The organism is Streptococcus pluranimalium, from assembly GCF_002953735.1.
Classification (GTDB): Bacteria; Bacillota; Bacilli; order Lactobacillales; family Streptococcaceae; genus Streptococcus; species Streptococcus pluranimalium.
The window spans coordinates 737,458-750,634 of sequence record NZ_CP025536.1 but is presented as its reverse complement, the minus strand read 5'-3'; the positions used below and the strand labels follow the sequence as shown (position 1 = coordinate 750,634).

At 38.6% G+C, this 13,177-nt stretch carries 15 protein-coding genes and 1 other annotated feature; of the genes, 2 read left to right on the top strand and 13 right to left on the bottom strand.

Annotated elements, in window-relative coordinates; all coding sequences use genetic code 11:
• Positions 1–6: 6 nt before the first annotated feature.
• From C0J00_RS03855 to C0J00_RS03800, 10 genes are all read right to left on the bottom strand, one after another.
• Positions 7–411: a hypothetical protein gene (locus C0J00_RS03855; protein ID WP_104967644.1), complete on the bottom strand. Its 405-nt coding sequence runs from the start codon at positions 409–411 to the stop codon at positions 7–9.
• A complete protein-coding gene (locus tag C0J00_RS03850; RefSeq protein ID WP_104967643.1) occupies positions 404–1,663 on the bottom strand; it encodes an alpha/beta hydrolase in 1,260 nt (419 codons plus the stop codon). Before C0J00_RS03850 ends, C0J00_RS03855 begins: the two co-directional genes overlap by 8 nt.
• A gap of 9 nt (positions 1,664–1,672) precedes the next feature.
• Positions 1,673–2,332, bottom strand: a complete 660-nt coding sequence (locus tag C0J00_RS03845; protein ID WP_104967642.1) for a hypothetical protein — start codon at positions 2,330–2,332, stop codon at positions 1,673–1,675.
• A gap of 336 nt (positions 2,333–2,668) precedes the next feature.
• Positions 2,669–3,037, bottom strand: a complete 369-nt coding sequence (gene rplL, locus C0J00_RS03840; RefSeq protein WP_018379545.1) for a 50S ribosomal protein L7/L12 — start codon at positions 3,035–3,037, stop codon at positions 2,669–2,671.
• Between the two features lie 74 nt (positions 3,038–3,111).
• Complete coding sequence (gene rplJ, locus C0J00_RS03835) at positions 3,112–3,615, bottom strand: 50S ribosomal protein L10 (protein ID WP_104968827.1); 504 nt, start codon at positions 3,613–3,615, stop codon at positions 3,112–3,114.
• Between the two features lie 32 nt (positions 3,616–3,647).
• Positions 3,648–3,784, bottom strand: a sequence feature (ribosomal protein L10 leader region).
• Between the two features lie 83 nt (positions 3,785–3,867).
• Entirely contained in the window at positions 3,868–4,515 is a 648-nt protein-coding gene (locus tag C0J00_RS03825) for a deoxynucleoside kinase (protein ID WP_104967641.1), read from the bottom strand.
• Between the two features lie 7 nt (positions 4,516–4,522).
• On the bottom strand, positions 4,523–5,122 hold the full coding sequence (gene yihA, locus C0J00_RS03820; RefSeq protein ID WP_104967640.1) for a ribosome biogenesis GTP-binding protein YihA/YsxC: 600 nt from the start codon (positions 5,120–5,122) through the stop codon (positions 4,523–4,525).
• A 10-nt stretch (positions 5,123–5,132) separates the two neighbouring features.
• A complete protein-coding gene (gene clpX, locus C0J00_RS03815) occupies positions 5,133–6,362 on the bottom strand; it encodes an ATP-dependent Clp protease ATP-binding subunit ClpX (RefSeq protein ID WP_104967639.1) in 1,230 nt (409 codons plus the stop codon).
• 190 nt (positions 6,363–6,552) lie between these two features.
• On the bottom strand, positions 6,553–7,056 hold the full coding sequence (locus tag C0J00_RS03805; RefSeq protein WP_104967637.1) for a dihydrofolate reductase: 504 nt from the start codon (positions 7,054–7,056) through the stop codon (positions 6,553–6,555).
• 69 nt (positions 7,057–7,125) lie between these two features.
• Complete coding sequence (locus C0J00_RS03800) at positions 7,126–7,965, bottom strand: thymidylate synthase (protein WP_104967636.1); 840 nt, start codon at positions 7,963–7,965, stop codon at positions 7,126–7,128.
• Positions 7,966–8,169: 204 nt separating this feature from the next.
• Between C0J00_RS03800 and C0J00_RS03795 the strand changes: the two genes are divergently transcribed.
• Together C0J00_RS03795 and C0J00_RS03790 are read left to right on the top strand one after the other, a co-directional pair.
• Positions 8,170–9,345 carry a hydroxymethylglutaryl-CoA synthase gene (locus tag C0J00_RS03795; protein WP_104967635.1) on the top strand — a complete coding sequence of 392 codons (1,176 nt, stop codon included), beginning with the start codon at positions 8,170–8,172 and terminating at the stop codon, positions 9,343–9,345.
• Positions 9,338–10,618 carry a hydroxymethylglutaryl-CoA reductase, degradative gene (locus tag C0J00_RS03790; RefSeq protein ID WP_104967634.1) on the top strand — a complete coding sequence of 427 codons (1,281 nt, stop codon included), beginning with the start codon at positions 9,338–9,340 and terminating at the stop codon, positions 10,616–10,618. Before C0J00_RS03795 ends, C0J00_RS03790 begins: the two co-directional genes overlap by 8 nt.
• Positions 10,619–10,620: 2 nt before the next feature.
• On the opposite strand, the gene fni is transcribed toward C0J00_RS03790, so the two are convergent.
• The 3 genes from fni to C0J00_RS03775 are packed head-to-tail and all read right to left on the bottom strand — an operon-like array spanning position 10,621 to position 13,176.
• Positions 10,621–11,646 (bottom strand): type 2 isopentenyl-diphosphate Delta-isomerase, encoded by a 1,026-nt coding sequence (fni, locus tag C0J00_RS03785; RefSeq protein ID WP_104967633.1) that lies wholly within the window; start codon positions 11,644–11,646, stop codon positions 10,621–10,623.
• Positions 11,630–12,178, bottom strand: a complete 549-nt coding sequence (locus tag C0J00_RS03780; RefSeq protein WP_104967632.1) for a GNAT family N-acetyltransferase — start codon at positions 12,176–12,178, stop codon at positions 11,630–11,632. Before C0J00_RS03780 ends, fni begins: the two co-directional genes overlap by 17 nt.
• Positions 12,166–13,176 carry a phosphomevalonate kinase gene (locus C0J00_RS03775; RefSeq protein WP_104967631.1) on the bottom strand — a complete coding sequence of 337 codons (1,011 nt, stop codon included), beginning with the start codon at positions 13,174–13,176 and terminating at the stop codon, positions 12,166–12,168. Before C0J00_RS03775 ends, C0J00_RS03780 begins: the two co-directional genes overlap by 13 nt.
• Position 13,177 lies beyond the last annotated feature (1 nt).

The window sequence follows — 13,177 nt, the reverse complement described above, 5'->3', positions numbered from 1 at the left end:
CACTTTCTACTCACTATCCAATTGTCTTCTTTTACAAATTGTGTGATTAATGGCCTCATCCAGATCACGCGATTTTTGTCGGTACTTTTTTTCACACTCTTCTCTCAACGTTTCAATTTGATCAAGACTGCTGCGAAATTTACGATGATTTAAGTCGAATATTATTTCAAAATGATTATTTAAAGTTAAAAAAGTATCTCCATCATTTACAGCATCCTCATCAACTTGAAAGTCAGAACGTACCTCTTCAAATTGTAACTCTAGCTGATTTTTTAAGTGATGATAAAAACCATTAACATCATTTTCTTTGGTATCAATGTCCTTTTGTTCTCGCCAATAAGCGTCTTCTAACTGTTCTTGTTCAAGATATAAGTCATTTAACGTTTTTTGTATCTCATCAAATCTATCCATAAGTCCTTATTAATCCCGCCAACTCACTGTCTTGTCCCTCTAATTCTGAAATCCCCTCATTTATAGACGATACCAATCCTGTAAAGATCTCAACCAACTCTCCTGAGACTTGTGTCTTTTTCTCAAATAACTCCTTGACATTAGTAACCATAGCATCTCTGGTTGCTCCACCGTCGTGATAAGCTTGTTCAGCTTCTGCATCGCTTAACAATGATGCCCATGATGGCGCTACTTGACAAGTTTTATAGAGAGATTCAGCTTCTTCGATCGCTGCCTCAGCAGAAGCTTTTACAAGTTCATCTCCATTTTCAGCTGCTGTCACTAATCCCTTAGCCACTGCTTTTGCTTGAACACCGTCTAAATAAATCATCTCAGACTGAGACGTTCCCCCGACAGATAAAGTCGTTTGAAGAGTAGCTATCACAGACATCTTTAGCTTGATATTTTCAAGAATACCTCCCTGTAGTGAAAACAGAGCCTCAAGCTGACTGATTTGTTTCTCATCATTAATGATAGCATCAAGGCCATGATCACCTGATCCAGCGATAAAGTATTCTTTACCAATATAGATACCTTCGACACTATCTGCACCTGGATTCAAAAAATCTTTCATTGTTGTGATACGAATCACCTTACCAGTGAACTTTTTCATATCTGATTCGATACTAGAAATATTCTTATGAATAGCACCTAAATCAGACTGACCAATCTCAACTTGTTGTTGAAATTGTTTTATATAATGCCAATTTGTCGTCATTGGAATATAAAGCGGTGCCGCATTATAGATAACTGTATTAGGCACATCGTATTTAAGCGCAACCCGCTGCGCTATATTACCACCTAAAGAGTGACCGGTCAGTGTAATATTATCTTTTCCATACTGCTCAGCTATTTCTTCATAAAAATGAGTTGCTGGGTCATAATGACCTCCTTTTCCTAAAAATATATCATTAAAATCAGTGCCTGCATCTCTAAAAAAATCTCCTTCTGGATTTGTACCAGTATAAGCTACAATAACCTCTTTCGTACCATTTACCTCAAAAGCAGTACCACTTGTTCCTGTCTTTTTATCATAGAAATCGTCCAAATAAGCTAAGTTCTTAGGTATCGCTTTACTTTCATTAATTCTAGAGAGTCTGGCTGATACTGACTTAATTTCAGGATAATCAATATTAACTCTCTCAAATTGATACGATAAATTTGATGCGTCCAGTGTTGGAATTTCACTTCCAGTCTCAGTAACTCTACTCATAATCTACCCCTAGTTATTTGCATCTAAAACACGTTCACTAAAATAAAATTCATTGGCATCATTTTGATTTTCAATAAAAATAGTGTAATAATACCCTCTATTGCTATCACTACCACCAAATCCTAAATTATACTTTTTACTATTAGATATCTTTAGATATTCTTCAATCTCTGAATTATTCAATTGATAGATCGTTCGCATATCACCATTCTGGAAATTATAGCTCTTATCTTTTAACTTCATTTCAGAAAGGAGAGAGCTATTAACTTTTAATTTCTGAAATAGAAATCCATCAAAATCCCAATATTCTTTAGCGAGCTCTACACCAGAAAGAGTAAAACTATTTCTTTCATAACGTAGAGGAATATCAGCAATAATTTTTTCAGAAGGAGTTGACAAATCTTTCATCACTAAGCTACCCGAAATAGAATTATCGCTTTCATCTCCATACAACTCTATCTCTACAAAATGATTATTTCTAATAAGTGTCTGATTAATTCCAAACCCATCAGGAAATTCTTCAAATAAGTCTTCCAAGTTTTCAGTTGGGTAAACCCGACTCAATTCATTTCCAAACTTATTCTCAAGCCACGAGCGGCTATTTTTTCTATCACATCCTACCATCATCAACCCTCCTATCACTAGCATTACTAACAAGAACTTTTTCATAACTTCTCCTTATAACAAAAAATATTCTCAGAATACTTTCATTGTAACAAACATAACATTAGACTTCAAACAAATATCTATGAAAATCTTATTATCTTTTCAATATTGCTCAGCTCTTTCTTCATAAAAATAAGTGGCTGGGTCATAATGACCTCCTTTCCCTAAAAATATATCATTAAAATCAGTGCCAGCATCTCTACAAATATTTTTCATCGTATTATACTCACCAAATTTGTGACTTCAATTCTCCTGTATCCTATTTATCAATTAAAAAAACCACTATTCCTAAGAATAGTGGTTTGATAATCTTTCTAAGCGATTAAACTATCAGAATGATTATTTAAGAGTAACTGAAGCACCTGCTGCTTCAAGTTTTTCTTTGATTTCGTTAGCTTCTGCTTCTGAAGCACCTTCTTTGATAACTGATGGTGCGCCATCAACGATAGCTTTAGCTTCTTTAAGACCTTCGCCTGTGATTTCACGAACAACTTTGATAACGCCAACTTTTTTGTCGCCAGCAGAAGTCAATTCAACGTCGAATGAATCTTTAGCAGCACCTGCGTCAGCACCACCAGCAGCTGCAGCAGCTACAGGAGCAGCAGCAGTTACACCAAATTCTTCTTCGATCGCTTTTACAAGATCGTTAAGTTCAAGAATAGTAGCTTCTTTGATTTCAGCAATAATGTTTTCAATGTTCAATGCCATTGTAATTTCCTCCAAATATAGATTATGTAATATAGTATGTTTGTAACCTTAGGCTACGAGTTGCGGAGAGATGCTTATGCAGCACCGTCTTCGTCTTTTTCTGCAACAGCTTTGACAGCGTATGCAACGTTGCGAACTGGCGCTTGAAGAACAGAAAGGAGCATAGAAAGCATACCCTCTTTGTTTGGAAGTGATGCAAGAGCGTTGACTTCTTCCACAGTTGTGAATTTACCATCAACAACACCACCTTTGATTTCAAGAGCTTCTGCGTCTTTAGCGAATTCGCTGATAACTTTAGCTGGTGCGATAACATCTTCGTTTGAGAATGCTACTGCTGATGGCCCAACAAAAAGTTCTTTAAGATCTGAAAGTCCTGCTTCTTCAGCGGCACGTGACAAGATTGAGTTTTTGATAACTTTAAACTCAACACCACTTTCACGAAGATTACGACGAAGTACAGTATCTTGATCAACTGTAAGTCCACGTGAATCTACAACCACGATAGATGCAGCAGCTTTCATTTTCTCAGCAACAACTGAGACTTGTTCAGCTTTTTTAGCAATAATTGCTTCACTCATTAGTAGTTTTACCTCCGTTTTTATTTTTTGGGATAGGCACAAAAAAATCGCACCTAAACCTAGACACGAAAGTACAATACGTTACAAAATATTCGTTACGTTTTGTGCCTCGGCAGGATGTTTATGAGTTGTACTCCCCTGCTGTCTTAGGTCAGTTTCATTTCAAAACCTTATTTATAATATCATGATTATTAACCTTTGACAAGTCTAAACTATTATTTTTTTCAAAAAAAGTAGCTTCCCCTACTTCTCCTACTTTTTCTGTAGATCTAAAACTGCTAACTGTTCATCAATCATAGCAAGAACAGTCTGCAAATCCTTTTCAGAATTGACGAAGTCCAACTCGTCCCCTAAAATACGCATCTTAGGCGAAAAATCATAATTGTCATACCATTGAGGGTATTCTGCGTGAACTAGCTGATAATAGCTGTGTAAATCAGGATTCCCATCGATTTGTTCAAAGGAACGACCACGTTTTTCGATGCGCTCTAGCATTTTATCAAAAGTCACATCAATGTAAATTAATAGATCTGGCCGTTTTTTAGGCATGCCATCCAACTCTTCCATCATGTTATTAAGTAGTTCTTTATAGATGTCTAACTCTGTCTTGGTCACATTCCCTTGCTTGTAGTTCAAGGTTAAAAAGAGCTCGTCTTCGAAGATAGAACGGTCAAGCACATTGTTATCATCTTTATAAGCGGCCTTGATTGACTCAAATCGTTTGTTTAAAAAGTAAATCTGTAATAAAAAGGCATATTGTTTTGGATTTTCGTAGTACAAATCTAAAACAGGGTTATTTTCAACTGACTCATAAAAAACATCTGTTCCCAGATGTTCTCCTAGAGCCTTGGCAAGAGAGCTTTTCCCAGCTCCGATAGTTCCAGCTAATACAATCAACATAATTCTCCTAAAGGTAATCTAAAATCGTATCCCATGAAGTATCCAAACCTTCACGTGTTACAGATGAAAAGACGATAAAGGCATCATTCTGATCAAAATTCAATTTCTTTTTGATAGCAGATTCGTGTTTATTCCACTTCCCTCGAGGAATCTTATCTGCTTTGGTAGCAACGACAATAACGGGAATTTCATAGTATTTGAGAAATTCATACATCTGAATATCATCCTGAGAAGGCTCATGACGCAAGTCAACCAGACTAACAACTACTCTCAAGTTATCACGGGTAACCAAATACTCTTCAATCATTTTGCCCCATTTAGCGCGCTCCTTTTTTGAGACTTTAGCATAGCCATATCCTGGGACATCAACAAAACGTAACTTATCATCAATATTAAAAAAATTGAGCAGTTGGGTTTTCCCTGGTTTTCCTGATGTACGAGCTAAATTTTTACGCCCTAAAAGAGTATTGATAAAGCTAGATTTTCCCACATTTGAACGACCAGCCAATGCCACCTCTGGTAGATCATCCTGTGGGTAATGCGATTTATTGGCTGCACTCAAAAGGATTGAGGCATTATGGGTATTTAATACCTGTTCTTCAGCCATGGTAGTCCTCCTAAGCCGTTTCTAAAATTGGCTGGCCAGTACCATCTACTGCTTCTTTGGTGATACGAACACGCTTAACATTTTCTTGACTTGGTACTTCAAACATAATATCCATCATTGTTTCTTCGATAATTGAACGTAAACCACGCGCACCTGTTTTACGTTCAATAGCCTTTGCCGCAATTGATTCTAAAGCGGCTCTATCAAAGTCTAACTCTACATTGTCATAAGAAAGAAGCGTTTCATATTGTCGAACAAGAGCATTCTTAGGCTCTGTCAAAATCATGATTAAATCATCAACAGTCAGCTGCTCAAGTGCTGCTGTCACAGGCAAGCGACCGATAAATTCCGGAATAAGTCCAAATTTTTGAATATCTTCAGCAATGATTTCTTGCATGTATGAAGAGTCATCTGAAACTTTCTTATTATTTTGACCAAAGCCAATGATTTTTTCCCCAAGACGTTGTTTAACGATTTCCTCAATTCCATCAAAAGCACCACCAACAATAAATAAGATATTCTTAGTGTCAATTTGAATCATCTCTTGACTAGGATGTTTACGCCCACCTTGTGGTGGCACACTAGCAACTGTCCCTTCAATAATTTTAAGAAGCGCCTGTTGTACCCCTTCACCGGAAACGTCACGCGTGATAGATACATTTTCCCCTTTTTTAGCAATTTTATCGATTTCATCGACATAGATAATGCCACGTTCGGCACGCTCAACATTATAATCTGCTGCTTGAATGAGTTTTAAAAGGATATTCTCAACGTCTTCTCCCACATAGCCTGCCTCAGTCAATGATGTCGCATCCGCAATTGCAAATGGCACATTGAGACTTTTAGCCAAAGTCTGAGCGAGGAAAGTTTTTCCTGATCCTGTCGGTCCAATCATCAAAATATTTGATTTTTGAAGAACAACATCTTCTTCGTCACGACTTTCTGTAAAACTAATGCGCTTGTAATGATTATAAACAGCAACGGCTAAAGCACGTTTGGCGCGATCTTGACCAACTACATATTGGTTTAAAATATCCAATAACTCTTTTGGTTTTGGGACATCTGTCAAATCAGCTAAAACTTCTTCAGCCAACTCTTCTTTAATAATTTCTTGTGATAAAGCTACACATTCATCACAGATAAACACTCCATTACCTGCAATAATTTTTTTAACCTCATCTTGGTTCTTGCCACAGAAAGAGCAATGAACCATTGTATCATTTGTTCGATTTCCAACCATGATTTTTTCTTATCTCCTAAAATAGTGTGCCGTAAAAGGCGTGAATCGTATTGACTAGATTTGTGAAAGCATTTAATAAAAGGATAATCCCTAAGCCGTATCGATTTTTTTTGAATGCTGGTAAAGCACACAAAAAACAAATAATGGCTAGGCATGCAGTAAAAACACCAAATAAACTACGTTGCATGGCTTATTTCGCCTTTCTAATCAATTTTTTAACCGTAAAGTCGTAGGCATTTTTGTCATCTTTTTCAAAGAAAGATTCGGAAACAAGTTCAAAATCTGACTCTGGGTATTCAGGGAAATAAGTATCTCCTTCAAAAACACCATCAACTTCTGTTTTTAGTAGGGTGTTGGCTACATCTAAAAAGCTCTGATAAATACGAGCACCGCCAACAATATATAAGGTTTTTTCTTGACTAGCGAACCAATCGAGCACTTCTTCTTTTGTATGCAGAACAAGAACTCCCTCGGCCTCATAATCGCTATCTCTCGTTAAGACGATGGTTTGTCTACCTGGGAGAACTCGTCTATTCATCCCTTCAAAAGTGACTCTCCCCATTAATAAGACTTGCCCCATCGTCGTTTCTTTAAAGTGATTTAATTCTTTTGGTAGACGCCATGGCAGGCTGTCTTTGCAACCAATTAAGTGATTTTTATCCTCTGCCCAGATGGCAATAATCTCTTTGCTCATTTGCTTCCTACTTTTTAATATCTCTCATTATTCTAGCAATTTTTAAGCAAAAATGCTGAGATAAAATCGCTAGATAGCCAAATCAAAACTCAACTGTGGTTTGACCGGATCGTAATCCACCAAAGAAAAATCCTCGGCTTTAATATCAAAGAAATTCGTTTTCTCAGGAACGTTAAGAACCAACCGTGGCTGACAATCACTTGCCTCACGATTCAATAGCTCATTAGCCTGTTCAAACTGATTATCATAGATATGAAGATTGTTAATGAAATAAAAGAATTTACCAATCTTCCAGCCAAAGTGTTTTGCAATCATCATTTGAAGGGCTACATACTGCATGGCATTGATATGGTGAGCCACTAACATATCGTTAGAACGTTGGGTCAAGGTAGCATCCAAATAGATATCACCATCTACTTGACGAACGTCAAACATGGTTTGAAACGCGCACGGTAGTAAGCCACCAGTTTCTTCAAAAGCTTCATAATCCCAAAGCGAAATAACATTACGACGGTTCCATGGATTTTCTTCCAACTGTTTCAAAATTTTAGCAATGATATCATGTTTCTTGACGACAGCACCATAACGCTGACCAATCGTTCGACTGCCATCCACTTCCCAATCATTCCAATAATGAACATTGTATTTGTCTTCTAAAACATCCAAACTATTGGACTGGTCTTGGTAAATCCAGAGAACTTCCTTGATAGCAGATTTTATCGGAATTGGTCGTAAAGTTGTGATAGGAAACTCTCCCTTGGCTAAATCATACTCTGCAAATGATCCTGTCACATACCTAGAATTTGCTGTCCGACCATCCTTATACTTTGGACGTGCCTGTTCAGACATGACACCTTCGTCTAAGATGCGCTTAATATTAGCCTTAAAAATATCATCTGCTTTAGTCATGGGCTTAGTCACCTCTTTTATTTTTTCTATAACTAATTTATTTTATCGAAATTTCCACTTTTTTTCCACTAGAAAAGATAGTTTTTAAAGATGATACTTGCTTTGATCTATCAAATAATATATCAAAATGACAATCAATCTCTCATTTTATGTTACAATTTAATTACTGAAAAAATTTATTAACAATAATAAAGGAAGGTTATGATGACCATCGGAATTGATAAGATTGGTTTTGCAACCAGTCAATATGTTCTTAATTTAGAAGAATTAGCCCAAGCTCGCGGGCAAAAAATTGAAAAATACACTACCGGCTTGATGCTTGATGCCTTGAGCATTACACCGATTACTGAAGATATCGTGACTATGGCTGCTTCTGCAGCTCAAGAGATTTTAACAGAAGATGATAAAGCAAACATAGACATGGTGATCATAGCGACTGAGTCTGGAATAGATCAATCTAAAGCTGCTAGCGTGTACGTTCACCACCTACTGGACATTCAACCCTTTGCTCGTTCTATCGAGATGAAAGAAGCTTGTTATGCAGGAACTGCTGGTTTAAACTACGCCAAATTACACGTCGAAAAAAATCCAGAAAGCAAGGTTCTAGTGATTGCCAGTGACATCGCTAAATACGGCATTGAGTCTGCAGGTGAATCCACTCAAGGGGCTGGAGCCGTTGCCATGCTAGTCACGTCAAATCCTCGTATTGCAACCTTTTTAGATGATAACGTTGCTCAAACCCGTGATATCTATGATTTCTGGCGACCAAACTATTCAACGACTCCCTTCGTTGATGGTATTTACTCGACCAAACAGTATTTGGATAGTTTAAAAACAACTTGGGCTGAATATCAAAAACGTCATGAAGCCGAACTATCTGACTTCGCCGCTTTCTGTTTCCATCTGCCATACCCTAAGTTAGCCTTAAAGGGGCTTAACAAAATTATGCCTAAAGATATGGATAACCAAGCCAAGAACCAGCTGACTGATAACTTTGACCTTTCTATTCAATACAGTCGCCAAGTAGGTAATATCTATACCGGCTCCCTATATCTTGGTCTACTATCACTTCTTGAAAACAGCCAAACGCTTAAAGCTGGTGATAAAATAGGCCTCTTCTCTTATGGTTCTGGTGCCGTTTCTGAAATTTTCTCCCTTCAGCTGGTTGACGGTTTTAAAGGCATGCTCCGTAGCGATCGTATGGCTGACTTGGAAAAACGTCGCGCTCTTAGTATCGGAGACTACGAGAAACTGTTTTATGAAGAAGCTGACTTGACTGAAGATGGCAGTGCAAGCTTTGACACTTATGCTACAGGGGATTACGCCTTAAAAAGTATTCAAAATCATCAACGTATCTATGTGAGAAATGAACATGACTAAGTTAAAATGGACTGGCTTTGCTAAAAAGAGCCCACAAGAACGCATTGAACTCATCAAAACATTTGGTCTACTTGACTCGGAAAGTCAAGACATCCTGGAAAATCAAGTTTCCTTACCTCTAGAAATTGCTAATCAAATGGCAGAAAATATCGTGACAGAACTTGCTTTACCCTTTGCCATCGCTCCGGATTTCTTAGTCAATGGAAAATCCTATCAGCTACCCATGGTGACAGAAGAGCCATCTGTGGTAGCCGCTGCTAGTTTTGCTGCAAAACTGATCAAACACTCTGGTGGTTTTAAAACGACTGTTCATAGTCGCCAAATGATTGGACAGGTTGCTCTATTTGATGTAACAGATTTTGAAAAAGCTTCTACTCATATCATGACGCAAAAATCCTTTTTATTGGAGCTTGCTAATCAAGCCCATCCGTCTATCGTCAAACGTGGCGGTGGAGCTCGTGATTTATGGATTGAACAGAAAGAAGACTTTCTCATTGTTTATGTTTCAGTCGATACCAAAGAAGCTATGGGTGCCAATATGGTTAATACCATGATGGAGGCTCTTACGCCATCCCTAGAAAAGTTGAGTAAAGGCCAGACCTTGATGGCTATCTTATCCAACTATGCGACTGAGAGCTTGGTCACTGCTGAGTGTACCATCAACATTTCCATTCTTAGCCGTAATAAAGAAGAGGCGCATCATCTTGCTAAGAAACTCGTCATGGCAAGTCAACTAGCTCAAGTCGATTCCTACCGAGCTAGCACCCACAACAAAGGCATTTTCAACGGTATTGATGCTTTGGTAATGGCGACTGGAAATGACTGGCGGGCCATCGAAGCTGGAGCTCACACCTATGCCAGTCGAAATGGTCAATACAGAGGTCTCAGCCAGTGGAGCTATGATGAAGCTACTGCTACCGTTCATGGACAGATGACCCTACCGATGCCAATAGCAACACGTGGTGGCTCTATCGGGCTAAATCCGACCGTTCAAGTTGCACATGACTTACTTGGCAATCCTGATGCAAAAGAGTTAGCTGGTTTAATTGTCTCACTTGGTTTAGCGCAAAATTTTGCAGCTCTAAAAGCCTTGACATCAACTGGTATCCAGGCAGGGCATATGAAATTACAGGCTAAATCTCTAGCGCTCCTTGCTGGAGCAAGGGAAGCTGAAGTTGGCCCACTAGTTCAGAAACTCTTGAACGAAAAACACATGAATTTAACAACTGCCGAAAGTTTGCTAAACAGCTTAAGAAATGCAAAAAGAAGTTAGGCTTACTTGCCTAGCTTCTTTTTTTGAACGTCTGCTTTTGTGAGGTGATTTAATTTACCAGAAAGCATGTAATCAACTTTGGTCAAATCAGATATTCTTTGGCAATTAAGAGCACACATGATAAGACGGAGGTCATCTTTCCAACCATTGACAGTTGCAATCGCCTCATCCATGGTCTTATCTTCAACCAAAGCGAGAGCTGTTTTCGATAAGCCAACTGCCTTAGCACCCAGAACTAGGCATTTAATCATATCAAGAGGATGGCGAACGCCGCCTGAAGCTAAAACATCTGCTTTTGCTATCATTGGTTGGGCATTTAAAAGCGCTTGGACAGTCGTTTGGCCCCACTCGTTTAGGTAAGAACGGTCACCACCACGCTCATTTTCAATATAAGCAAAACTCGTCCCACCACGGCCTGAAATATCAAAAGCTCTAACACCCAGATCATAGGCTATTTCCATAGATCTTAAGTCCAGACCAAACCCAACTTCTTTTAACATGATGGGTACTGGCATATACTTGGCGTAATTAGCTAAGTTTTCCTTCCACGAGCGGAACTCTCTTTCCCCTTCTGGCATAAGAAGTTCTTGCATGAGATTAACGTGAACTTGGAGAAAAGCAGGCTGCATCTCTTCAACAGCTCTCAAGCCAAGTTGATAGTCTTTATCAATCCCAATATTGGTAGCTAGAGTTAGCTTGGGATGATTTTCTTTGACTTGAAAACTGGTGTCTGTTGGATCCTTCAAAGCTGCTGAATAGGAGCCAGTGACCATGATAATCCCTGTCTCCTCAGCTAATGCTGCCAGTTTTTGGTTGATGTCACCACCTTTTTGACTACCACCAGTCATGGCGTTGATGTAAAAAGGAAAATCAAAGTCCATGCCTAAAAACTGGGTTGATAAATCAATATCAGCCAAGTCATAATCAGGCAGAGAGCGATGAACTAATTCCATATCATCAAAGCTATTGTAGGGCGATTGGTATTTCAGAGCGTATTTAATATGATCATCTTTACGGTTTGTTTCCATCGATTACCTCTATCCAGAAGCGTTTCGTTTGTGAATGGTCTTCTGGGTCTACATAAATATTGTCATAAATCCCACCATTGGCTAAGATGGTTTTTTCTGAAGCTATATTCTGATGATCACAAGTCACCAAAGCTTTAGTGATACCTAGTTTCTCGGCTTCTATCAAAGCAAGTCTGAGCTGCTCTTTGGCATATCCTTGTCGCCTCTCGCTCGGACAAATGGAATAGCCAATATGACCAGCAAAGTTTATCAAAAATGCCTGCTGTAAATGGTGCCTAATATTGCAAATACCAACCATTTTTTGATCGAATTGACGAATGCATAGAAAGGTTGACGAGGGCGCGCGTCCTTCTTTGACACCAACTTCAGTCTCAATAGCTTTTGTATGTTCGATCCAAGCTTCCAAATCATCATAATCCGCCAAGTGAGCACCGCCATAAAGATGTTCTTTGGCTTCTAAAAATTCGTTTTTATAGGCCGCTATTGTCTCTAAAGCATCTGTATTTGGTTTTATTAATACTAAATCTGACATGTTGACCAACTTTCTTGATACAAGAGATCAATCCCAGCGTCTTTCCACCTTTGTTTTAAGAGAGTCGTATGAGCTGGATTAAGGGAAATAGCTATGCCACAATCACCACCGCCAGCACCAGATGATTTAGCAACCACTTCTAGTCCTTCAGCTGCTTCTTTAAGGGTCTTTAATTTATCCGTATAAATAGCTGGGCTGAGTGATACTAACAAATCACTAACCGTTTCTAGTGAGCGTACCAAAGTATCTCTATCACCTGCTTGTAAGGCACTTTTTAAAGCTAAAACTTGCTTTTGTGTCTGGGATGAGAAGTTGACTGATAGATGACTTTTTAAATCTTTAATCATCTGACTTGAGAGAGTTGGCTGAGCTGTCCAACCCACTAAAAACTCTGCTTTTAGTTGGGGCACTATGGTAACAATCTCATAACCCCAATCCATTGCTAAAAGTTCTGTTAAGGATTTCTCCAAAATCAAGTCCGAAATAGTCTCACGATCAAAGGAGGTATAGGCGACTAAGTCGTTATAAGCGATACAAGCAATGTCCCCCATAGAGCCGTTATCTCCAAGCTTAAGGAGGGTATAGGCAGCTAGCTTGAAAATCTGGTCTTTGGTGAGCGGGGTATCAAAAAATGTAGCTAAAGCCTTAATGGTAAGAACTGTCACACTACCACTTGATCCAATACCAAATTTCTTACCATTTTTTTCCAACTTTCCTGATATCGATAGTTCAAAAGGAGCTAAGGCTTCTACTGTTTTTCCGAGAAAAAGGGCAAAGGTTTGGACACTCTCTTGGATCAAGGCATAGCCCTTATCAGCTGACATATCAACAGCATAATCAAACATGTCTGACTTGAGTTGTAGCTGATTCGCTTCTCTCACTTGAGCTGTCATGTAAATGGGGATATTTTTGATGATAGCGGTCTGCCCGGGAGTTAATATGGCATATTCTCCCGCAAGGTAGAGTTTTCCTCCCGTTTGAACACTGATTTTTTTCATC